Here is a 19,868-nt window from a genome sequence, read left to right on the forward strand (position 1 = left end):
TGTCGGGCGAATAGCAGATCAACGGCAAATCGTCAGAGACGTGAATTCACTCCAGCCGAATCTTGCACGAAGCGCGAACTGGATTGCCCGTAGCGCTGTGCCATCGCTGCCGCTCGCGATGCGGTGAAGATGCATAACCAGCGCGGCTTCGACTTTGGCCGCACCCCGATCAAGCTCCCGACGATAATGACGTCGCAATGTCTTCGGATCGATCTCAAGCACACCACAAATTTCCGCTTGCGGGACGGCGGCACCGGCCAGCAGTTCGACGACCATGCGCAGCTCTTCATCCGGTTGATGGGGCGGTCGACCTCCTGTCTGGCGCGAATAGGTCATTTCAACGTGCTTGCGACGGCGATGTGACTTGGATTTGAGGTGCACGTTGCATCTTGGCCTCATGCAGATTCCAGATCATCAGAAACAATGTCGTCACGGCGAAGAAGGCCAGCGCTGCCAGATGGATTTTACCAATGCGGCGCGCGAAATAGGATTTGGCTTTGGCCTCGACAGCCAGACCCGCGGCTCGACGCTCTCTGTCGTATTCCAACAAATACCGAGCTACGCGTCCAACAGAACGATCCGGCGCGCTGGACCGATCATCGTCCTTTGGCTCTGCATTCAATCCATGACGTACGCCGCTAAAGAGCAGGGTTACCAGCAACACCCAGAGCACCAAGAAGGACAGGGCAGAAAGCTGGCCGCCGGGGGTGGTCATATCCATTGAAGTCTCCGGGCTATGGAGCAATGATCGCCTCTGCCATCAAAAAGCAATTGACGCAGAATTTCAACCTTGGCGCGCAGCCCTCGGCTCCGCGATTTTTTCCATGACGGACGGGAAAAACTCCCTCTCTCGAATTTGCAAGCGGAATTCCCGAGGCTACCTCGGCGGGCATAATGCGTTCATAGGGCGTTTACCGGCCACTGTTATCGGTCGATTACAGCCAGAGGACGATCGATGGACAGGCTTACTGCGATTTGGAATGAGTTGACGCTTGGTCCCGTGAGTGTGTTTTCGGCCTTGTTCATGGCCGGGCTATTTGCCTTTCTTATTTTGGCCTCCCGTGACGTGAGATTTAAGTGGGGCGTGTACATGGCCATGGCGCTTACGCTCGTGCGGGTGCCTATCGTTCGGTACAAGCGCGAACTGCTAGGAGACCAGGATGGCAGTTTTGTTGCTGTTAACGCCGTTGCCACCTTCGTCGCCTTGATCGCTGTATGGGCCTTTTTCCGATGGCTTTTTAGAAAGAAGACTCAGGCTTAATCTTTGCGGCATATGCCCTGAGATCGTCATATGTCGGAGCCCTCGCCCGAACATCAACGATCAAACGACCTCGGTTCTTTGGCCCCAAAAAAATTTTCTGCGTGAGCCTCGCGCGGGTCCATGGGGCCGCATGTCTTCCAAGTTTAACGATCCCCCCCTTTAGCCGCTATGCGTGTTTCTCCGCTCGAAGTCCCGCTGCGGCTAGTCTTTAGCACCTGCATGAGAAAGATGAAGTGAATCGTTATTGCTGCACACGTTGCAGAGCCTATGTTGGAGAGGGCTTCTTGGAGTCCCAGAAGGGTGTATTCGCCCTTCACAAGCAGCGGTCCTCGCGAATTTCCAGTAGACACCGAAGAGACTTTTGGATGATAGTAGAAAAGGTACATCGAAAATAGTATGTATGAATGAACAAAGATGATATCTGACACCATTAAGATTTTAAGTCTTAAATCATTGGGCGTTCGCCCTAAAATCAGATTGTAAAATTCGATTGCCTTATAAATTGCAGCCCACCAAAGCAGCAATAAAACAGACCTCCATGTAAGGCCGAATAGCAAAGCGCGATAATTTTTAGAGGAAATATATCCAATCCCTGCATCGAATAGGAAGACGCTGAAGAGTACTGTAAAAATAGCGGCAAATCTAAAAAAATACTTATTTCGCATTTGTCGTTAAGTTTCCTGTTGAATCTCAGCGTACTGCAATTTGCAGCAAGGCTGGGGGATTGGTCCACGGAAATCTTTCCTTCTCCTGCCGCCGAAAGCGAACCAGCGGGCGGGAGATATTGCCTCCCTCCACGCCCGCCGCCTCGGTAGAGCCGCGCGGTATTCGCGCTCGCCGGTTCCGTCACGCCGTCGGGAACGATCCGTGGATGATTGCCTCGGGCCGCTTGACCGCCAGCGCGACCCGTTCCTCCGCCAAAATCGTGAGCAAATTGCGAATGAAATCGTCATTAACATGCCCGACCTCAATCGTGGTCTGCTGCCTGTCGAACAAGGTCACGGCGCTCTCGAACGCGCCGACCACAAAGTCACCGGCTGCAAGGCAGTTCGTCCAAACGACGGGCAGTTGCCACAGTCTGGGCGGCACGTTCGCCAGCGGGCCAAGGCCGGACAAATAGTGTCCGTCGTCGCCCTTGGTGCCGACCATGGCGAACCAATCGCTGGTCGGAAGGATGACGCCGGAAGCAGGCAGGTCGGCAATCTCGGCCTGCTCTATCGCGTGCAAGATCGTGTCGAAGCGCGTATCGCCCGCCTGATTGCGCGTCGTCTCGTATGCCGTCGCTTGCGGGATGATGCCGTGCAGGTTCTGCCCGGTCCCGTCACCATGCAACAGTTGCCCTTCCTCGACAAAAGCAATCGCATAGGTCAGTTCGCCGTCGACCGTCGAGCGCAGCAGAGGCGCATCGGCGAGGATTTGGCGACTGGCTTTGATCCAAGTGGCAATCGTCTTTACCTTCGCATCGGCCAGCTCGAAAGTGATTTGCGATTCCGGCTTCAAGGCACCTTCCGCAACCGGTGCTGCGGAGTTGGTGAACCCGCTTTGTTTCATAAATTCGACGCTGTTCGAGCTGGTCTGACCGATGCCGAGAAGATCGCGCACGGTGAGCCGACGCTTGGGCAGCAGCGTGATGTTGCGTTGCCGGTCAGGTGGAGCAAGCGCGCCAGCCGATGCCATGTCTGAAGTCAGGGCCTTGACGAGAATGCGTGCCTTGCCACGCTCACCCCCGTCGGCAAGCGCCTTGATCTCGGGCGCATCAGCGACCTGCGCGCCCCAGCTTTCGAAATGGTGGTTGCTGCCGCCGAAGGAACCGCGTGCGGCACGCTGCTCGATTTCCGCAAGCTGTTCCTTGATCGCTGCGACATCCTGATCAGTGCCACCTAAGCGTCGCAGGACTTCTTCGGTATGGGTGCCGAACGCCTTGGTGAGTGCCGCGAACGGATCGTCATCATTACCTGCGTCCTTGCGGTGAAAACACGCGCCAGCGGCCAGCAGGGCGCGTGCCTGGCGCGTTAGATGCTTCTGAGGGTAGATCATGCTACTTGCTCCTGATGAGCGCTGTGGCGGCCTCGATGGCCGAAATTAGCGCCTTTGCATTTTCGTGCGTGTCGTCATCCTGAAGCGCCCGCCACGCACCTGCCGCCGCACGTCTTGCGGTAGCCTTGGATAGGCCGCTTGCTCGGAACAGGTCGACGAATTCGGACTTCGTGGAGAGCGCCTTGACCGATGAAATGCGCGCGCCTTGATTGGCAGGCGCGGTCACGACAGAGATTTCCACGAGTTCGATTTCGAGCAGCTCGAAGGTTCCATCGCCGAGGTATTTGCGACCGTCCTCGGGCACGACAAAGCCGATACTCAGGCCGTCCAGATCGCCGTTGACCAGATGCGCGTAGGCCTGCTTACCGGCATCGGTGTTTAGCGACAGCTTGCCCTTCGCCCACAGGCCGCGCTGATCCTCCCGAAGTTCGACCCATCGCCCGATGGGGCGGTCGAGTTTGTGGCTCCACAGAAGCGCCGGGCTGGTGCCTTGCATTTTGTGCTCGGCAAGCGTGCGGCGATACGCGCCCGGGCGAACGATTTCGGATTGCCGGTCGACCACATCGAAAAGAGATGCGTATCCGGTCAAAACGCCTTCGTTATCGGCCTTTACGTCGAGATCGAGCGCGGCGGCAAAGCGGGTTTGCGGATTGAATTTTTGCATAGGGCTGCTACCAAACGGCGCGTGAACGCGCGGTTGTCGTTCTATGTTGGAACGGTCTGGTAGCCGTGGCTCCATCGGCCTCATACGCACAATCGAGCCGGTATTAGGATACCACGCTACCAAGCTTGGTCAATGTTTGGCGTGGTCGCTCGCCTCGATCTCGTCGGCCAAGTCGCGCAGGGTCTCGGCGACCCTTTGCGCGCCTACGAGGCTAATGCCGCCGACTGCTGCGAGGGACAGCAGGCCGACGAGCGCCTTCGCCTCATGCATGCCGCTGCGCTTCAGTGCCTCTACCGATAGCGCCACGGCCTCGGCGAACTGGGCTTGCTCTTGCATGGAAAAGGATGCTTTCGGCATGGTGGTCTCTCCTTTGGCGCGCTGGGCGCGGAATTTGCGCGGCTGCTCCGGCGAAAACCGGAGCAGCATTTTTTCGGAAATCACGCCGCTTCTTCATCTTCTTCGTCGAAGTCACCCGGCTCGTAGCCCAAGTCGGTGAACCGCTCCTGAAGTTCGAGACTGACGATTGACAGCGCCCGGATCGTCGCAAGCGCGTCTTCGCCAATCTTGATCGTGCGGTAATGCGGGCCGCGCGCCTTCAAGAGAGCGATCAGCTCGCTAGGGTCTTCGAAACCAACGAACTTTATGACCGCCCTTATCTGATCCGCTTTGAAAGCAGCGGTTTCCGCGACACGGGCCGGGTCGTTCATGTACAACAATCCAACATCGTTCCGATTGCTCATTTCACTTCTCCTTCATTGCCGAGATCATCGGCTCGGGCTTGCCGTTCGTGGTTACGTGCTACCCCCCGCAACACCGGCAACAGCGGCAACTCTCACGCGCTTTGGTTGTTGTAACTGTTGCAGTGTTGTGGGTGTTTCAGGGGACGGCTGGAGTCTCATTTCTTCTCTCTTCAGGTTGCATCCAACTGTTGCCGGTCTTCCGAACTGTTGCCGGTTCCCGTCCTTGACCGGCAACATTAGCGGTTCCACCAGAAACCCTGGTTTTGCTGGGTTTCCGAGCCTTCTTCGGTGCTACTGTTGCCGGTGTTGCCACTGTTGCCGGGGGGTGAAGAAATGGCATAGACGCCGTATTTCGGCTGGGTGATCTCGCCCTTCTTGAGCATCTTCGAAAGCAAAGCCCGGACACTTACATCCTTGCGGCCAAGCGCTGCCGCGATGTCCTTTGGCGACATTGGTTCTCCGGCTTCTTCCAGAACCCTGATGATGGCGCGCCGCTCGTCGCTGCGCTCGACCTCGGGGCGCTCGCCGAGGATGGTCCAGCGCGCAGTCTCCGGGTCAAATTTCATCGCCAAGTCGATCTCGTCGGTATCGCGCCCGCGCCCATAGATCGACGTGCCTTGCGCGGTCTTATTGATGACAAGAATGCTGTCGGCGGCGGCGGTCAGCCCGAGCGTGCCGCTCACCGTATCGAGAGGATCATCATCGGCTTCGGACTTGCGAAGGTGATGCACGACCACGATGGCCACACCGATCTCGGCGGCAAGGCTCTGCAGCTCGCTGATTGAGCCGTAGTCGGTATCGTAATTCTGTTTTCCGGCTGGCACCGGCTTTCGGAAGCGGGCGAAAACATCGATGACGATCAGCCGGGGGTTTTCAGCGCTGGCTATCCAGTTGCGAAGCTGGTCGAGCCCGCCTTGATCGGCGCGCGGCCATTTATGCGCGACCTTGAAGCGCGGCCATTCCCGCTTGTGAACGCCGAGCAGTTTCGTCAAGCGCCGCTGGAACCGCCGTGGATTGTCTTCCAAGGCGAGAAAGAGCACGTCGCCCTGCTCGCACTCAAGATTTCCGAGGCAATAGCCGCCCTCGCTGACGGCAATCGCGATGTCGAGCATTAACCAGGTCTTGCCGACCTTCGGACGGGCGGCGAGTACCGTCAGACCTTCGACGATGATCTCGCCAGCGATCTGCCGCAGCGGCGCGAAGGTCTGAAAGCGCAGATCGGCGGCATCGTAGATTTCGGAGTGTTCGATAGCGTGGCCATTCGCCGTGCCCGTGGCGCTGCCGTTATCTTGCTGCGGTCTATAGCTGCGATTGGAGTCGCTGTTCGGCCTCGGCCCTCGCGGCTGTTGCGAACCGTGCTCATAGGCGCTGTTGATCGTTCCGCCGATCTCGTCGTCATCGAGGCCGCAGGCGCGGGATGCCGACCATAGAGCGTCGCGGACCTCGCTTTCGCTTAGGATGCCGCTCGCGACGAGTTCGAACAGACGGCAGCCGCTTTTGAAGAGCGTGTCATTGCGACGAGGTTCAAGTGCACAAGCAACCTTATCGCATTCGCCCCGCAAAGCGGTTTCGCCATAGGCGCGGCGGCGCGCGTCATCCAAGTGCGCGCTCGTGTCGTGACCATTTGGCTTCGGTCGCCTCGCTTCCGGCTTCGGCAGCAGCCACGCCGGGCAAGGCTGGATTGGTCGCCACGATGGTTCCCACTGATAGGCGGCATCGGCGGCATTGATCGAAGGTGGCGCGATGACATAGCCGCCGTCACCACGCACATCGAGGCCGGGGCCGAGCTTGCTGGCGCTGTTGCGGATGACCCGATCATGCGGGTGCGCAAAATAGAGGTGCTGGCCACCGCGCGGCGTGCGCGCTGTGAGGGTTTCCGTCACACCTGCGCCATTGAGCAGCGCGGCCAATGACGCCCCGCCGTCGAGTCCCTTGGCTTCATCCTGATCGATGTCGAGCACGACCAGCCCGGACGGCGCGCCAGTCACGAGGCCGATCATCGCCTTGGGGAATTTCCGCCACCATGCGGTGATCGTGTCAGCGTCGGTCGTGGCGGCCTTCAGGCCGTGCTCGACCAGCGGGCGCTTGTTCCTTGGATTGACCGGAAAGACCGGCCAGCCGAGGGCGGCGTATTGCAGGGCGGCTGAGACCAGATCGACGGCCATACGCTCAACCTCCCGCGATCCGGGCATCGACGGCGCGCAGCGTCATGACAGCTGCTCCTGAAGAATCGCTTTAGCGGCGGCAATATGGCCGCGCTCAAGGAGCACGAGCAGGAACAAGCGGTCGGCGTCGCGCTGGGCAATCAGCCGGTCGATGTCACGCTCGCGCACTTCGAGCAAGGCGCGGTAGGTTTCGAGTGATTTGCGAAATCCGTTCATGACGTTCACCTCTTCGGTGGACGCCGCGAGTTGCGGATGTGCCGCGATAAGTCTACATTTGGGCCGTTCCAAGTGCCCTAAGACCTTTCGAGCCGCCGCGTTTCTCAGCGCGGCGGTTTCATCGTTCGACAGCAATTTCTATGGCGGATTTGTGCGCCGTGGATTTGCGTGGTTCTGGCTTTGGCGCAGTGGGACGGCTGGCAAGCCATTGCTCGACCTCGTCCTCACGCCACGCCCTAGTATTGGGGCCCAGCAGTAGACCGGGCGGGAAGCCATAGCGCTCAACCATGCGGCGCAGTTGCGGCCAGTTCTGCACGATCTGACGCTCTTTGAGATGGACGAAGCGAAGCAAACGGGTCATCGGACTTAACTCCTTGGATGTGCCTAGGAGTTGACCCGCGAAAGCCCCCGTCTGTCTCCGGTAAAACCCGGCAAAACCCCGGTAAAACTCGTTTCAGCCGGTTTTCCCGCTTTTAAACGCCTCGTCCACCATGCGCTCAAGATCACGGAAGTCCGGCGCTTGCTCTCTGTTTCTAAACCAGTCTCTAAGTGCCCTTGCCGCCTCTGTCTTCGACGGATCATTGTCGACGACATATCTGCTTAGAAAGCCGGAAGCTGCGGCCCAATCATACTTTGTTGGCCGTCCCCCGCGCGGTCGTGCCAATGGAGTTGCTTGTCCGTTATCCCTTTCATCCGGCCACAGCCGGAGCAAATCGAGGCGGCTCAACTCAATGCCGGTCGCGACGATGCGACCGGTGGGCCTGCCGGTCGCCTCTTTCTGGGAGTCCTCCGAGATCACAATGTGGTCGTCGGTCCACTCGATGACGTGGCCATAGCTCAGGTGGCCCCTCAGTAATTCGTTAGACCGCAGCCAGTCGGGGTCTTCGCCCTCCGCTGGTTTGAATTCAGCGCGTCGGGCACGAACCTCGACATCGCCAGCGATGATATGGCCGCGTAAATCCCGCTTGGCATCCGTCTCGTCAAAGCCTGTGATCTCGCAAATATGCTGAACGGCTTCGGGCTCGGGTATCCAGCGACTCGCCTTCCCGCCGCTCACAGAGCTGCCCTCAATGGCGTGACGTTGGCCGCAGGCGGATTGACGATTGTTTCGATCAGCGCCGCCAGCCGATTCAGGGCGTCTTTCTTTTCCTCGAAATAGCTGTGTCTGTCGTAAACCCCCTCGACGCCGGGGATAACGTGGCCCATGACTCGCTCGGCGATATCGGATCGGACTCCGGCGCGGGACATGAGCGAGCGTGCCGTACGGCGTAGATCATGGATAACCCACGGTTCAAGCTTTGCCAGATCGGGATAGTCGCCTCGCTCGGCCATGTCCTCGCGCAAGCCGGTCAATAGTTTTTCATCAAAAACTCGCTTGCACGGACTCCAGCCCTGAAAATGACCGTTCCCGCGTCCGGGAAATACATATGGATTTTCCCCGATGCGGTTTTGCCCTGCGACGATCTTCCGCGCCGCTTCCGGTAGTTGCAGAGCGCCGCCCACGCCTTTCTGGCGCGCCTCGCTCGGGATATTCCAAACACCGTCGGCGGCGATATCGTCCCATTTCATCGCGCCGATTTTCTCGCGCCGTTGCGCCGTCAACAGCGCCAGCCGGATGATCGCGCCGAAGGTGCCGTTTTTCTCTGCCAGCGACCAGACAGCACTGATTTCCTTGTCATCGAGGATGCGGGCACGCTTGCGGCTCTTTGGGTCCGTCCGCCGCATGCCGCGCGCGATTGGCGGGTGGTAATCGTCATGCCGCGCCGCATACCAGTTCATGATCCCGCGCACGATGGCGAGTACATAGTCTGCCTGCCGTGCGCCATGGTCATCCTCCACCTCATCGAGGAGCGCCGTCACGTCGCTCCGCCGGATCGTATGAAACAAGCGGTCCTTCCAGAGGGGGAGCACATGGGCGTTTAGCAGGCGCGTCACTTCCGCCTCTGAGCGCAAACCCTTCTGCTGGACATGTCGCCTCAGCCAATCGTCAGCTACATCCTTGAAGGTGTCCGGCTTTTCCTTCTGCTCGAATGGGGGGAAGCCGGCCTTGATGCGCTTGATCGCCTCGCGGGCCAGTTCGCGGGCCTTTTCGATGTCGTAAAGATCGGTCGCACCGATTGTCGCCCAGACTTGTTTTCCGTTTGGGTCGCGGGCCAGCGCCACGAAGCTCTTGCTGCCAGTTGGCATCACGCGGACGTAATGCCCGCCTAGCTCTGGATCGGGAAAAATGTAACGCGCCGCCTTGGGTTTGAGGTTTTGGACGCCGAGGTCCGAAAGGGTTTTTCGCCGTGTCAATTTGGCCTCCGAGACGTTAGCCCGACGTTAGCCAGTGGCTAACTTTGGGCTATCAAGATTAGATGGAAACACCGGCTAACGTCGGGCTATCACGGCTAAATTTTAAGGAAAAACATTCGGTTGGCAAATACCAAAATTGCGCTGTTTTTAGCGGCTGGAAGCCGAAATTTCCAGATTCCTAATCTGGGGGTCGCGCGTTCGAATCGCGCCGGGATCACCATTTGAATTGAATCCCAATAATCACCTAAGCGCAGAACGTGTCTGATCGGGTGACTCCCGAAGGTCCTTTTGCGCCAGCGCTCTTGAGAACGCTTCGCCCTCCGGAAATCAAGCTTCTACGTTGTCGAAGCGGCTCTACGGCTCCAGTCTCTTTGGCCGCCCCCGGCCGAGTGCGCCGTCGGCGCGGGCCTGCAGATAGGCGTAAATGTCGTCGATATAAGGCGCGAAATTGGGGTCGTCGGCGAACCCTTTCATGAACGAGTTTTCGCTGCTGCTCTGGCCGTCGCGAACAACGCGCCTGAAGTTCTCGATATCGAGCGGCCGGTCGACAAGAGAGGACGCAATGGTCGAGCCCACTCCATCGGGGCCGTGGCAATGGTTGCACCCGCCATGATAACGTCGGTAACCATTGTAGGTCCGCGCATCGGCCATGCCATCGACAACTTTATAGAGCTTGTCGGCCGCGGCGTCCTGCGAAAATCCCCCGGAACCGAGCGCGAAGCCACAGGCGAGGGCGAATAGAACCAGGTGCTGCGGTTGCAATGGACGCCTCTTCCACAGGAAGGCGTTTAGGAGGCGATCGGCCGCGTGTACGATGGTCGACGTCCCGAATTCGCATTCCTGCGGTGGTGAGGGGGCGGGCTGCTGGGCCGGCATCTCCTGAGTGAAGCGCGCACGAATCACCCGAGATATCTTTGACCCAAAAAGAGTCACTCCTTGAGTACGGCGCTGGTTGCGACGCTGTCGATCAGATTGCCGCTGGGCTCCTGCACGTGGAGAATTTCGCCCTCGCGTATGATCTCGAAGTCGGCAGACGGCTGGCCGATGGCTTGCGGCACAGAGATCATCAGCCGCTCCCCCGGTCCGAGTGTGGACACGAAGCGTATCGGCTGCGCTTCCGTTCCAGAGGCCAAAGTCGCAACCACCCGATAGCCGTCTTTCTCGACCGTGTAATACACCGCACCATCGAAGAGACCGAGATGAACGCTGTGGCCATTTCCCGGCGCCAGTTCTGACGCGACGGCAACCCCTGTCATGGCGAGTAAGGCCATTGCGCATGCGGTAGAACATCTGGTCATCGTTTCTCCTCCTCCGCAATAGACTGTCTGGGCAGTCTTTTCCCATCATCGGAGCCTATGCGTGCAGCCGCCAAGTCACATCGGTACCGGCCCCCAATTTGCCGGGCGCCGGTTCCCTAAATTTCGCGAGCTTGCCTAGTTTTCGACAGTTTGCAGGGCGTCGGCGGTTGACAGGAGCCATGGCTCGCCGCGCAGGCGCAGGAGCACTTCCATCCGGTTGGCGGCGTTGAATTTGCCAAGCACGGCCGAGACCTGATGCTCGATCGTGCGCGGAGAGCGTGACAGACGCTGGGCGGCTTCCTTGTTGCTCATGCCCGCCGCGATCAAGGCGAGCACTTGTTGTTCGTGCCGCGTCAGCCCGAGCGGGTGACGGCGGGCGGTCCCGTATGGCCCCCTGCGGCTCTTCGGCAATTGGCCCGCAATACCTAAGCGCTGCGCCTGCTTCCGCGCCAGCGCCGCAGCGGGACGCGCCCCCAACGACTCGAACATCGTGACGGCGCGAGCCAGTGCCGGCCCAGTACCGCCTCCGCGAACCTGCATCAGGGCGAGCGCCGCTTCATAGGGAAGCCCGAGGCGATCCCATTCGGCTGCCGCCGCCAAGGGATCGCCGCGGAGTTCGGCAGAGCGCGGCAAGGGAATCTGTACCTTCGACTCCGGCAGCGGCGTGGCCATACCGCATCGCTGCCACCAGACCGCCAGTTCGCCGAAGTCCCAGCTACGGAAATTGTCGAGATCCATTGCCGCGACGGCAGTCAACTGCTCGTGACCAGCACTGTGATCTTCGGCAAGCCAGGCCGCTTCGGCCAGCGCCAGGCGGACTGGCACGATACGCTGGGGCTCTCCCGTCGCCAATCCCTCATGGAGGGCCTGCTGGAGAAGCGCCAAACCACCGGGCTCGCCCAGCCGCACACGCACAGTTCCGAGCACGGTAAGCGCCGGCAAGTGCATGACCATCGGCAGGCGTACCAGATTCATGACGCCCTGCGCAATGGTCTCAGCTTCGCGAAAACGGCCCTGCTCCATCCGAAGCTGCGCTTGTCGACCGAGCAGGTATTGCGCTGCCGAATCGAGATCGTGCCTGCTGGCGAATGCGATGCCTTCGGCCAACAGGCGTTCGGCCAGGACAAAGTCCTTGGACACGACCGCGCATTCCGCGAAGTTGGTGTAGGCTCGCGCCGCATGGTCGTGGAACTCGTGCTCGAGCGCCAGTGCCAGGCTTTCCTCAAGCCGCTCGCGGCCGCCCGGGCGGGCGGCGAAAAGGAGCGCGGTGCCGACATTGTTCAAAGCGTGAACGCGCGTTTCGATCTCACCCAATCGGTCGCCGAGTGCGATCGCCCGCATCCCCCAATCTATCGCTTCGTCGAAGCGATAGTGGAGCATATGAAGTTGAGAGCGTGTGCTATAGGCCATCGCCAGTTCCGAGCCGGGCGGCAGCTTTTCCATTTCGCGCACCGCCTGCTCTGCGTAGTCCTCTGCCGGCTGGCCTTCGCCGCGGCGCCAGTGCAGCCGCGATAGCCTGCACAGGTTGGGACCGATCCTGTCGATGCGTCCGAGTTCGCGCCAGATCGCGATGGCACGATGGTGCGCCTCGATCACCGGTTCGTAGACGAGGAGCGTCAGTCCGGCCTCGTAAGCCCAGTCCTCGTAAAGCCGTGCGGTCAGCTCCGGTGCCGCCCGCGCAACGTATCTGAGAGCCATCGCCAAATGCGAGGCCGCCTCTCGGTGGGCGCCCAGACGCGCCGCATGCGCTGCGGCTTGCGGCGCGAGTTCGAGAACGCGTGCCCCATCATCGGCTCCAGCCGCGTGGTGTACCCGGCGTGAAAGCAGGGTAGATGCTTGTGTCGTGAGGACTTGCGACAGCGCTGTCTCCACCTTTGCATGGAGTGACCTCTGAAGGGTCGGTGCCAGCCGGTCGAGCGTCGCCTGCCGGGCAAGCTCATGTCGAAACGTCACGTCCCCTTGGTTGTCTCGCCGCAACAGTCCGCGCGCCACGCACTGGTCAACCAGTGCCTCGGCCTCGACACCGAGCAGAGCCCGGGTAAGGGAAGGCTCCACGCTGCCTGGCACTATGCTGATCACTTCAAGTACTTCACGCTCACCCGCTGTCAGCCGCGACAGGCGCGCCCAGACCGCATCGCGTATCGAATCCGGTACGCGCCCAGGCTCGGTCGCGCCGCTTGCCAAAAGTTCGGTGACGAAAAAGGGATTGCCCTCCGTAATGCGATAGAGATCAGCGGCGCAGCGGCCCGCCTGCTCAGCCAGTATGGCCACTGCTGCGGGAGACAGCGGTTCAAGCACTATGCGCGTGACTGACGCGGACGGAAGATCGCCGAGCACGTGCGTCAGGGGATGATCGGCGCCGATTTCATCGCTGCGCAGACTGAGTACCAGCACGGTGGGAAGCAACGAGATGCGGCGACCAAGATATCTCACAAGGTCCAGCGTCGCGTTGTCGGCCCAGTGTACATCCTCGAAGATGAGTATGATCGCACTACTGGCGTGCTGGAGCACATTCAATAACGCCGGAAAGAGGCGCTCTGGCGGAGCCGCCTGATCGAGCAGTGCTGCCACGCGCGGGTCAAACGATTGCCCCATGTCCTGCAAAGGTCCGAGCGGACACGGCGTGAAAAGCGCCTCGCACCAGCCCCACAACACCCGGCAGTCTTTATCCACCTGCTCGGCGAACTCGCGCAGGAGAGAACTCTTGCCGATCCCGGCTTCGCCTTCCAGCAGCACTGTGCTGCCCCGACCGACCGCCGCACTCCGTATTGCGGCCAGCAAAGCCTCGAGTGGACCCTCTCGATCGAGCAGCATCGCGAATTCCCCTTCGGGAGTATAGCAAACAACGATGAGGTTTGTGCGCGTTGAAGGCCGCATTCCGACAAATAAATCGGTATGGCTTTTCGTATTGTCTTCCAAATGGCGAGTAATCCTCTTGTGGTTGCTCCAGCGCTACGTCGAAACCATGCCGCGAATGCAGTGGCCGAGCAGTTCTTCTACAAGGAAATCGGTCCCATAGCTCCGCGCGTCCTATCAGACGCGTAAGGGTCGCTGCAGCACTTTGGCCCGCTACCCTTCCTTTCCCGCGAGCATTTCAAGGGCCGCAAGGTCGCAGAGCAACAGCCTGCGGCCGCGTCTCTCGATCAGTCCCCTTTTCGAGAGAGTGCTCATTTCCCGAGAAACCGCTTCCCTCTGCGTGCTGATGGAGGCGGCCAGTTCGAAATGAGTGGGCGCCGGGTTTATGACGGCCTGCCTGTCGTCTGCATGCGCTTCGTCAGCGCGGCGAAGCAATTCGAGGATGAGACGCCGACGCACGACCAGAGTACTGAACTCGTAAACCCGGTCGGTCATGTGCCTTATGCCCGCCGACAGGTATTCGAGGAGAGCCCACGAAAACTCCGGGTGGTCCGCGATCAGGCTGCGGAAGTCCTTCGCCGGCAACCTTGCGGCACGCGTCGCGTCGATGGCCAGGACTGTCGCCGATCGCGCCTTGCCATCGATAGCGGCCAGTTCCCCGACGATATCACCGGGCCCGCGGTCACCGTAAAGGACCTCGCGACCGTTCGTCGAAAAGAGGGTCACGCGGGCGTGTCCCTCAAGTATGAAGAACACATCGCGCCCGCTTTCGCCATGGGCGATGATCAACTCCTGGGGGGCGTAACTACGAACGATCCAGCGCTCCGACAACGCAGCAACGGCCTTATTGTCCAGTCTCGAAAGGAAATCAGGCGAACGTGTCATGGCCAGTGCTTCCGTTCGGCCAAATCTACATCCTTTGGCTTCGGCAGCAAATGGAAATAGGGCCCTGGCCGTCGGCGCACGGTCTCCGTTTGAGTTGGATTGTCAGCCCCTGTGCGAATAATCACAGACGAAGTTATGCACGCCTAGTAACCTCAGGCACAGGTCTTGTTCGGACCTTTCTCGGCTACCGCGCCGCACGTCGTACAAGACGCGCAAAGGTGCTGTAGCACTTTGAATTGCTGCATGATTTTGTCCTTAAATCGATTCCCGATCTAAGGAATTATGCAGCAGGGAGGCGACGATGTGCAGATACACAGTTCTCGCGGCTCTTTGCGTGACGGCAAGCAGCGCCTTTGCGGGTGAACTTGAGGCCCTGCAAGGCGAAAGCATCGACCTCGGCGCTTACCATGGCGTCGTCTATTACACGGAAGCCGGTGACGATTTCCGTGTGGTCACCACGATCGCGGACGGAGAGGCGGGTTCTCCCGTGCGCTTCGAGGTGACACTGGACGAGGGCCGCGGCCTCACGATTTCGATTCCAGGCCGGTTGGACGAGCCCAGCCAAGCCGTCGAAATCTCCCGGACCGGCGGCAAACTCTTCGTGGAAGGCGCCGAGCACGCTCCCCAACTGGTACATGCCGGTAAATAGATTCGGTTCGCCCCGCCCGAACGCGATGTTTTGCGGGAGACAAACTTCGCTCAAACGTCGTGATGGCGAGGTGCGCGGGCTAGATCTCGTCGGCGCCCCCGGAGACATGCAGCATTTCAAAGTGCGACAGCGACTTTGCGCGTCTGATAAAAACGCGCGGCGTTGTGGGACCGTGTCAACCGCGACGGCAGGCGGATTGCGGCCGGAATCCGAAAGTCGCGACGTCAAAGAACATGACGTCTCATAGCCAAACACCCCCTTTTGAGCGTCTTGCCACTGTAACAATCGGCGCCTACACTGCTTTTACTGTCCCTCTCGTCGCTGACCACGGATGTACTGGCAGTGGCGGGAGGTGGCGATGAGAGGTCGGGCTGAGCCCGGCCTTTTGTTTGCGCCCTTGCTTGAAGGCCTCAGCCCTTGCCCCGTTGCGGGTCCTTGCCCGTCGCTTGGCTGCTCTTCTTGGCCTCGCCTTTCTGTGCCGCGCCCTTCTTGACCTGGTCGCCCGCGCGGTTTCCGCCATGCGTTCCGCTGGAGCCCTTCGGCGCCTTGCCGTCCTTCACATTTGTAGCCATTGCGCTCTCCTCAGAGATTTCGATTGACGGCAGCGCCAACCGTCGAAGCCCGGGAAAGTTCCGGGAGAACGCCTCTCCTTGGCGCCCGCTTACCCGGCGCACTCCTCCGCGGCGCGCAACTCGGAACCAAACCATGCCCGGCCAGTTTGGTTAACCGGGAAAAGAATCCCCGAGAGAGGAAAGGCTATGAAAAACACGATCTTTGGCGTTGCAGTGCTTTTGAGCGCTGCGGCAATGCCGGCCTTTGGGCAGTCGGCAACTTCCGGCGGAAGCACACCGGCGATCGCCACTCCCGGCGCTGAGAACCCCGAAGCCCCCGTCGCCGGCAAGAACAGTTTTACGGAAGACCAGGCGCGCGAGCGGATCGAGCAAGCCGGATATGCCGACGTCAAGGGGTTGAAGCTCGACGATCAGGGTATTTGGCGTGCAACCGCCATGAAGGACGGCAAGTCCGTCACCGTCGCTCTCGATTACCAGGGCAACATTACCGCACTCTAGCTGCGTGGTTGCGGCCGGGAACGAGGCGGTGATCCCCTTCAACGCTACAGAAAGGGAGAAGAAGATGAGAACTGTGGCAGGGCTTTTCGACGACTATCACGATGCCCGACAGGCGGTGAACGACCTAGAGGCGGCAGGCATTCCGTCGGAGGATATCAGCATCGTCGCCAACAATGTCGGCGATCGCTATTCGGGCGAGAGTTCAGGGGCGGCTGAAGGAGCCGGCGTCGGTGCTGGTCTCGGTGCGGCCGGCGGCGGCGCCGTCGGTCTCTTGACCGGGCTCGGGCTGATGGCCATTCCGGGCGTCGGACCAGTCGTCGCCGCTGGTTGGCTCGCCTCGACGGCGGCCGGCGCGGTCGCCGGAGCCGTGGCGGGTGCCGCCACCGGCGGCATTGTCGGCTCGCTGACGGACTCCGGCGTTCCCGAAGAGGACGCCCATCTTTACGCCGAGGGCGTGCGGCGGGGCGGCACGCTGGTCGTGGCAAAGGTCGACGAGGCCCTCGTCCCGCAAGCCGATGCGATCTTAAGAAACCGCCATGCCGTCGACGCCTCGGTTCGCCGGCGCGCCTATGTCGAGGAAGGCTGGAGCACGTTCGACGCCGCGTCGGCGCCGATGAGCCTCGATGACGTTCAGCGCGAGCGCGAGCGCTACCGCCCACCGGCGCTGTAGCATTGGCCCCATGGGCGCAGCCGCACGCGGCCGCGCCCATGAATCCGACTTCGCCACGTGCTTCCGGCGGAGGTCTTTCTCCGGCTTCTTCTCTGTGCCTGTCACAGGGATACAGCAGCGTCGCGTCCGCGGTGCGGAAGAGTCTCTCAGCCAAGGACTTGGCTGGCTGGATTTCTGTGACAAGCACAGAAATGAGGGAGAGGAGCTGCCGCACAAACGACCCAGTCACTAGGCGCTGTCGATGCTGCGGAACCTAGCCGAGTTCTCGCGTGTTCTCGTAGGTGTTCCGTCGCAGGAGAGAAAGCATGCCATCGGCAACGCCACCCAAGTCGAAGTCGCCGCGAACGACCCGCAGGCCACTCGCGCTGCCGCAGCTTGTCGATGAGAAGGCCGAAGCCTTCGTCGCCACTGCGATTGCGGAACTGGTCAAATCCAAGATCCCGTTTCTGATCGCCGGCACCTTCGCCGTCAGCGCCTATACCGGCATCTCGAGGCCGACGAAGGATCTCGACGTCTTCTGCAAGGCCGGCGACTACACCCGCATCCTCAAGCATTTCAAATCGCGCGGCTACTCGGTCGAGATTGAGGACGACCGCTGGCTCGGCAAGGTCTACAAGGGCAAGTTCTTCTTCGACGTCATCTTCGCCTCGCCGAACGGAACCATGCTCGTCAACGATGCCTGGTTCGAACACGCTCTTCCGGTGGAACTCAGCGCCTCGCCGGTATCGATCGTCTCTCCGACCGAACTGGTCTGGTCGAAATCCTTCATCCAGCTTCGCGAGCGCTACGACGGCGCCGACGTCGCCCACACCATCCTCAAGACCCACGACCGCATCGATTGGCGCCGGCTGCTCGAATATATGGAAGCGCATTGGGAGGTGTTGCTGATCCACCTCCTCAATTTCCGGTGGATCTACCCTTCGGAGCGCGACAGGGTTCCATTGTGGCTGATGGACGAGCTTTTGAGCCGGCTGGCGGCGCAGCGGGATCTGCCGCTGCCGCAGACGAAAATCTGCCGCGGGCGGATGTATTCGCGCACCGACTACCAGATCGACGTGACCGAATGGGGGTTTGCCGATGTTGGCGGCGACCTCGAGATGCCGACAGGAAAATAGGGAGTTGTCACCATGGGCAAGGTGAAAGTCGCCGCGGTTGCGGACCTCCACATGAAAGAGGATGGTTCGGTCTCCTTTACGGACCTGTTTTCGGAGGTCTCCAAAGTCGCCGATGTGCTGGTGATCGCCGGCGACCTGACCGATCTCGGCAAGCCGGCCGAAGCGGAGCTGCTCGCCGCCGATCTGAAATATTGCACGGTTCCGGTGGTGGCGGTTCTCGGCAATCACGATCACCAATGTGACGCGGTCGAGGAGATCTCGTCGATCTTCATGAGGGCAGGTGTCCATCTCCTGGATGGCCAGGCGGTCGAGATCGCCGGTATCGGCTTTGCCGGCACGAAGGGTTTCGTCGGCGGTTTCGGACGGCATATGCTCGGTTCCTTCGGCGAAGCTGCACTGAAGACCATGGTATCGGCGACCGTCGATGAAGCGATGCGCCTCGAAAACGCGCTGCGCAAGACCAGCGCCGAGCATTCCGTGGTCGTGCTTCACTACGCGCCGATCGCCGAGACCGTCGCGGGAGAACCGGAAGAGATCTATCCCTTCCTCGGCTCCTCCCGGTTCGCGGAAACCATCGACCGGTTCCGCGTCAGCGCCGTCGTCCACGGCCACGCCCACAAGGGCACCTACAAAGGCACGACGCCGGGCGGCGCACCGGTCTTCAACGTCGCTGCTCACGTCGAGAAGCCGACAGGCCGGCCCTATGCGATCCTGGAGTTCTGAGGGAGCACCTCCCCTCAAGGCCTCAGGACGACCTTGACGCAGCCGTCTGCCCGCTTGTTGAAGGTCTGGTAAAGGTCCGGCCCCTCCTCCAGCGAGCCTCGATGGGTGATGACGAAGGAGGGATCGATCTCGCCCTTGCAGATGCGATCGAGCAGGATGGGCAAGTAGCGCTGAACGGGTGTCTGCGCCATGCGGAAGGTCAGCCCGCGATTGATCGCCGACCCGAAGGGTATCTTGTCGAGATATCCGCCATAGACGCCAACGATGGAGACCGTGCCAAAATTCCGGCAGCAATGAATTGCCTCGCGCAGCACATGCGGACGGTCGGTGCCGAGATAGGCGGCAACCTTGACGCGGTCGACGAGCGAATCGAGGCTCGCCCGGCTGTCGGCCTCCGTCCCCACCGCATCGATGCAGGCATCCGCGCCGCGCCCATGGGTCATCTCCATGATGCGCTCGTAAATATCCTCCTTCATGTAGTCGAGCGTCGCCGCGCCCGCCGATTCGGCAAGCCGCAGCCGCTCGGGAACGGTATCGACGGCGATCACCCGTTCCGCCCCGAGTAGAAGGGCCGAACGGATGGCCATCTGGCCGACAGGCCCGCAGCCCCAGACGGCGATCGTATCGCCGGGTTCGATGTCGCAGAATTCGGCCGCCATGTACCCGGTTGGGAAGATATCCGAGAGGAACAGAACCTGCTCGTCTGTGAGCTCCTCCGGTATCTTGACCGGCCCGACATCCGCATGCGGCACGCGCAGATACTCTGCCTGGCCGCCGCTATAGCCGCCGAGGAGATGCGAATAGCCGAACAGGCCGGCGGGCGAATTGCCCCACATCTTCACCGCCTTCTCCCGGTCTGGATTGGTTCGCTCGCAGGCGGAGTGAAAGCCCCGCTGGCAGAAGAAGCACTCGCCGCAGGCGATGGTGAAGGGCACCACGACACGGTCGCCGACCTTCAGCTTCGTCGCCGCCTTGCCGAGCGCAACCACCTCCCCCATGGTCTCGTGGCCGATGACGTCGCCGTGCTCCATCGCCGGGATGAGGCCGTTGTAGATATGCAGGTCGGAGCCGCAGATCGCGCAGGCGGTGACCTTGATGATGGCGTCGCCCTCGTCCTCGATCGCCGGATCGGGAACGCTCTCGCATCGGATGTCGCCTTTGCCGTGCCAGGTCAAAGCCTTCATTGCAGGATTCCTCCACTGTCGTCAAAACGGGGCCACGCGC

General features: G+C 60.7%; 24 protein-coding genes. 6 read left to right on the top strand and 18 right to left on the bottom strand.

Annotation, left to right across the window (positions count from 1 at the left end):
• Nucleotides 1–18: 18 nt before the first annotated feature.
• Nucleotides 19–336, bottom strand: a complete 318-nt coding sequence (locus NXT3_RS17700; RefSeq protein ID WP_234828063.1) for an RNA polymerase subunit sigma-70 — start codon at nt 334–336, stop codon at nt 19–21.
• A gap of 1 nt (nt 337) precedes the next feature.
• Nucleotides 338–721: a hypothetical protein gene (locus NXT3_RS17705; RefSeq protein ID WP_104839780.1), complete on the bottom strand. Its 384-nt coding sequence runs from the start codon at nt 719–721 to the stop codon at nt 338–340.
• Nucleotides 722–955: 234 nt separating this feature from the next.
• Between NXT3_RS17705 and NXT3_RS17710 the strand changes: the two genes are divergently transcribed.
• On the top strand, nt 956–1,261 hold the full coding sequence (locus NXT3_RS17710; protein ID WP_104839781.1) for a hypothetical protein: 306 nt from the start codon (nt 956–958) through the stop codon (nt 1,259–1,261).
• A gap of 143 nt (nt 1,262–1,404) precedes the next feature.
• On the opposite strand, the gene NXT3_RS31710 is transcribed toward NXT3_RS17710, so the two are convergent.
• From NXT3_RS31710 to NXT3_RS17765, 14 genes are all read right to left on the bottom strand, one after another.
• Nucleotides 1,405–1,926 carry a hypothetical protein gene (locus tag NXT3_RS31710; RefSeq protein ID WP_158665350.1) on the bottom strand — a complete coding sequence of 174 codons (522 nt, stop codon included), beginning with the start codon at nt 1,924–1,926 and terminating at the stop codon, nt 1,405–1,407.
• A 181-nt stretch (nt 1,927–2,107) separates the two neighbouring features.
• Entirely contained in the window at nt 2,108–3,298 is a 1,191-nt protein-coding gene (locus NXT3_RS17715; protein ID WP_104839782.1) for a phage major capsid protein, read from the bottom strand.
• 1 nt (nt 3,299) lies between these two features.
• On the bottom strand, nt 3,300–4,037 hold the full coding sequence (locus NXT3_RS17720) for an HK97 family phage prohead protease (RefSeq protein ID WP_234828064.1): 738 nt from the start codon (nt 4,035–4,037) through the stop codon (nt 3,300–3,302).
• A 54-nt stretch (nt 4,038–4,091) separates the two neighbouring features.
• Nucleotides 4,092–4,319: a hypothetical protein gene (locus NXT3_RS17725; protein ID WP_158665351.1), complete on the bottom strand. Its 228-nt coding sequence runs from the start codon at nt 4,317–4,319 to the stop codon at nt 4,092–4,094.
• 80 nt (nt 4,320–4,399) lie between these two features.
• The gene (locus NXT3_RS17730) at nt 4,400–4,702 is read right to left on the bottom strand and encodes a hypothetical protein (protein WP_104839785.1); all 303 of its coding nucleotides are present in this window, start codon (nt 4,700–4,702) and stop codon (nt 4,400–4,402) included.
• Between the two features lie 236 nt (nt 4,703–4,938).
• A complete protein-coding gene (locus NXT3_RS17735; RefSeq protein ID WP_158665352.1) occupies nt 4,939–6,867 on the bottom strand; it encodes a bifunctional DNA primase/polymerase in 1,929 nt (642 codons plus the stop codon).
• A 42-nt stretch (nt 6,868–6,909) separates the two neighbouring features.
• On the bottom strand, nt 6,910–7,083 hold the full coding sequence (locus tag NXT3_RS31715) for a hypothetical protein (protein WP_158665353.1): 174 nt from the start codon (nt 7,081–7,083) through the stop codon (nt 6,910–6,912).
• A gap of 118 nt (nt 7,084–7,201) precedes the next feature.
• Nucleotides 7,202–7,444, bottom strand: a complete 243-nt coding sequence (locus tag NXT3_RS31720) for a helix-turn-helix transcriptional regulator (protein WP_158665354.1) — start codon at nt 7,442–7,444, stop codon at nt 7,202–7,204.
• A 93-nt stretch (nt 7,445–7,537) separates the two neighbouring features.
• Nucleotides 7,538–8,140, bottom strand: a complete 603-nt coding sequence (locus NXT3_RS17740) for a hypothetical protein (RefSeq protein WP_104839787.1) — start codon at nt 8,138–8,140, stop codon at nt 7,538–7,540.
• Nucleotides 8,137–9,378, bottom strand: a complete 1,242-nt coding sequence (locus NXT3_RS17745; RefSeq protein ID WP_104839788.1) for a tyrosine-type recombinase/integrase — start codon at nt 9,376–9,378, stop codon at nt 8,137–8,139. Before NXT3_RS17745 ends, NXT3_RS17740 begins: the two co-directional genes overlap by 4 nt.
• Nucleotides 9,379–9,732: 354 nt before the next feature.
• Nucleotides 9,733–10,281: a c-type cytochrome gene (locus tag NXT3_RS17750; RefSeq protein ID WP_234819769.1), complete on the bottom strand. Its 549-nt coding sequence runs from the start codon at nt 10,279–10,281 to the stop codon at nt 9,733–9,735.
• Between the two features lie 26 nt (nt 10,282–10,307).
• On the bottom strand, nt 10,308–10,676 hold the full coding sequence (locus NXT3_RS17755) for a hypothetical protein (protein ID WP_234828065.1): 369 nt from the start codon (nt 10,674–10,676) through the stop codon (nt 10,308–10,310).
• Nucleotides 10,677–10,811: 135 nt separating this feature from the next.
• On the bottom strand, nt 10,812–13,595 hold the full coding sequence (locus NXT3_RS17760) for an ATP-binding protein (RefSeq protein WP_234819768.1): 2,784 nt from the start codon (nt 13,593–13,595) through the stop codon (nt 10,812–10,814).
• 150 nt (nt 13,596–13,745) lie between these two features.
• A complete protein-coding gene (locus NXT3_RS17765; RefSeq protein WP_037389636.1) occupies nt 13,746–14,417 on the bottom strand; it encodes a Crp/Fnr family transcriptional regulator in 672 nt (223 codons plus the stop codon).
• A 301-nt stretch (nt 14,418–14,718) separates the two neighbouring features.
• Here NXT3_RS17765 and NXT3_RS17770 point away from each other — a divergent pair, with 301 nt between their 5' ends.
• Nucleotides 14,719–15,066, top strand: coding sequence for a hypothetical protein (locus NXT3_RS17770; protein WP_097526200.1), 348 nt, complete (start codon nt 14,719–14,721; stop codon nt 15,064–15,066).
• Nucleotides 15,067–15,476: 410 nt separating this feature from the next.
• Here the strand turns inward: NXT3_RS17770 and NXT3_RS17775 are convergent, their stop codons facing one another.
• Entirely contained in the window at nt 15,477–15,638 is a 162-nt protein-coding gene (locus NXT3_RS17775) for a hypothetical protein (RefSeq protein WP_083853971.1), read from the bottom strand.
• Nucleotides 15,639–15,824: 186 nt separating this feature from the next.
• Between NXT3_RS17775 and NXT3_RS17780 the strand changes: the two genes are divergently transcribed.
• The 4 genes from NXT3_RS17780 to NXT3_RS17800 all read left to right on the top strand — a co-directional run bounded on the left by NXT3_RS17780 (nt 15,825) and on the right by NXT3_RS17800 (nt 18,644).
• Nucleotides 15,825–16,136 carry a PepSY domain-containing protein gene (locus tag NXT3_RS17780; protein WP_037417535.1) on the top strand — a complete coding sequence of 104 codons (312 nt, stop codon included), beginning with the start codon at nt 15,825–15,827 and terminating at the stop codon, nt 16,134–16,136.
• Between the two features lie 64 nt (nt 16,137–16,200).
• Nucleotides 16,201–16,806 carry a general stress protein gene (locus NXT3_RS17785; protein ID WP_037417538.1) on the top strand — a complete coding sequence of 202 codons (606 nt, stop codon included), beginning with the start codon at nt 16,201–16,203 and terminating at the stop codon, nt 16,804–16,806.
• A gap of 305 nt (nt 16,807–17,111) precedes the next feature.
• Entirely contained in the window at nt 17,112–17,921 is an 810-nt protein-coding gene (locus tag NXT3_RS17795) for a hypothetical protein (protein ID WP_037417541.1), read from the top strand.
• A gap of 12 nt (nt 17,922–17,933) precedes the next feature.
• Complete coding sequence (locus tag NXT3_RS17800; protein ID WP_037417544.1) at nt 17,934–18,644, top strand: metallophosphoesterase family protein; 711 nt, start codon at nt 17,934–17,936, stop codon at nt 18,642–18,644.
• Nucleotides 18,645–18,658: 14 nt separating this feature from the next.
• On the opposite strand, the gene NXT3_RS17805 is transcribed toward NXT3_RS17800, so the two are convergent.
• Nucleotides 18,659–19,828 carry a zinc-dependent alcohol dehydrogenase gene (locus tag NXT3_RS17805; RefSeq protein WP_104839789.1) on the bottom strand — a complete coding sequence of 390 codons (1,170 nt, stop codon included), beginning with the start codon at nt 19,826–19,828 and terminating at the stop codon, nt 18,659–18,661.
• Nucleotides 19,829–19,868: the final 40 nt, after the last annotated feature.

This window comes from Sinorhizobium fredii (assembly GCF_002944405.1).
In the GTDB taxonomy this organism is placed as follows: Bacteria; Pseudomonadota; Alphaproteobacteria; order Rhizobiales; family Rhizobiaceae; genus Sinorhizobium; species Sinorhizobium fredii_C.

What these genes read in the sequence shown, in the direction of transcription:
- NXT3_RS17780 (WP_037417535.1), top strand. Translation starts at nt 15,825, where the DNA reads ATGAAAAACACGATCTTTGGCGTTGCAGTGCTTTTGAGCGCTGCGGCA.
- NXT3_RS17800 (WP_037417544.1), top strand. Translation starts at nt 17,934, where the DNA reads ATGGGCAAGGTGAAAGTCGCCGCGGTTGCGGACCTCCACATGAAAGAG.
- NXT3_RS17765 (WP_037389636.1), bottom strand. Translation starts at nt 14,417, where the DNA reads ATGACACGTTCGCCTGATTTCCTTTCGAGACTGGACAATAAGGCCGTT.
- NXT3_RS17770 (WP_097526200.1), top strand. Translation starts at nt 14,719, where the DNA reads ATGTGCAGATACACAGTTCTCGCGGCTCTTTGCGTGACGGCAAGCAGC.
- NXT3_RS17775 (WP_083853971.1), bottom strand. Translation starts at nt 15,638, where the DNA reads ATGGCTACAAATGTGAAGGACGGCAAGGCGCCGAAGGGCTCCAGCGGA.
- NXT3_RS17730 (WP_104839785.1), bottom strand. Translation starts at nt 4,702, where the DNA reads ATGAGCAATCGGAACGATGTTGGATTGTTGTACATGAACGACCCGGCC.
- NXT3_RS17715 (WP_104839782.1), bottom strand. Translation starts at nt 3,298, where the DNA reads ATGATCTACCCTCAGAAGCATCTAACGCGCCAGGCACGCGCCCTGCTG.
- NXT3_RS17710 (WP_104839781.1), top strand. Translation starts at nt 956, where the DNA reads ATGGACAGGCTTACTGCGATTTGGAATGAGTTGACGCTTGGTCCCGTG.
- NXT3_RS17725 (WP_158665351.1), bottom strand. Translation starts at nt 4,319, where the DNA reads ATGCCGAAAGCATCCTTTTCCATGCAAGAGCAAGCCCAGTTCGCCGAG.
- NXT3_RS31715 (WP_158665353.1), bottom strand. Translation starts at nt 7,083, where the DNA reads ATGAACGGATTTCGCAAATCACTCGAAACCTACCGCGCCTTGCTCGAA.
- NXT3_RS31710 (WP_158665350.1), bottom strand. Translation starts at nt 1,926, where the DNA reads ATGCGAAATAAGTATTTTTTTAGATTTGCCGCTATTTTTACAGTACTC.
- NXT3_RS17700 (WP_234828063.1), bottom strand. Translation starts at nt 336, where the DNA reads ATGACCTATTCGCGCCAGACAGGAGGTCGACCGCCCCATCAACCGGAT.
- NXT3_RS17755 (WP_234828065.1), bottom strand. Translation starts at nt 10,676, where the DNA reads ATGACCAGATGTTCTACCGCATGCGCAATGGCCTTACTCGCCATGACA.
- NXT3_RS17735 (WP_158665352.1), bottom strand. Translation starts at nt 6,867, where the DNA reads ATGGCCGTCGATCTGGTCTCAGCCGCCCTGCAATACGCCGCCCTCGGC.
- NXT3_RS17705 (WP_104839780.1), bottom strand. Translation starts at nt 721, where the DNA reads ATGGATATGACCACCCCCGGCGGCCAGCTTTCTGCCCTGTCCTTCTTG.
- NXT3_RS31720 (WP_158665354.1), bottom strand. Translation starts at nt 7,444, where the DNA reads ATGACCCGTTTGCTTCGCTTCGTCCATCTCAAAGAGCGTCAGATCGTG.
- NXT3_RS17805 (WP_104839789.1), bottom strand. Translation starts at nt 19,828, where the DNA reads ATGAAGGCTTTGACCTGGCACGGCAAAGGCGACATCCGATGCGAGAGC.
- NXT3_RS17785 (WP_037417538.1), top strand. Translation starts at nt 16,201, where the DNA reads ATGAGAACTGTGGCAGGGCTTTTCGACGACTATCACGATGCCCGACAG.
- NXT3_RS17720 (WP_234828064.1), bottom strand. Translation starts at nt 4,037, where the DNA reads ATGGAGCCACGGCTACCAGACCGTTCCAACATAGAACGACAACCGCGC.
- NXT3_RS17795 (WP_037417541.1), top strand. Translation starts at nt 17,112, where the DNA reads ATGCCATCGGCAACGCCACCCAAGTCGAAGTCGCCGCGAACGACCCGC.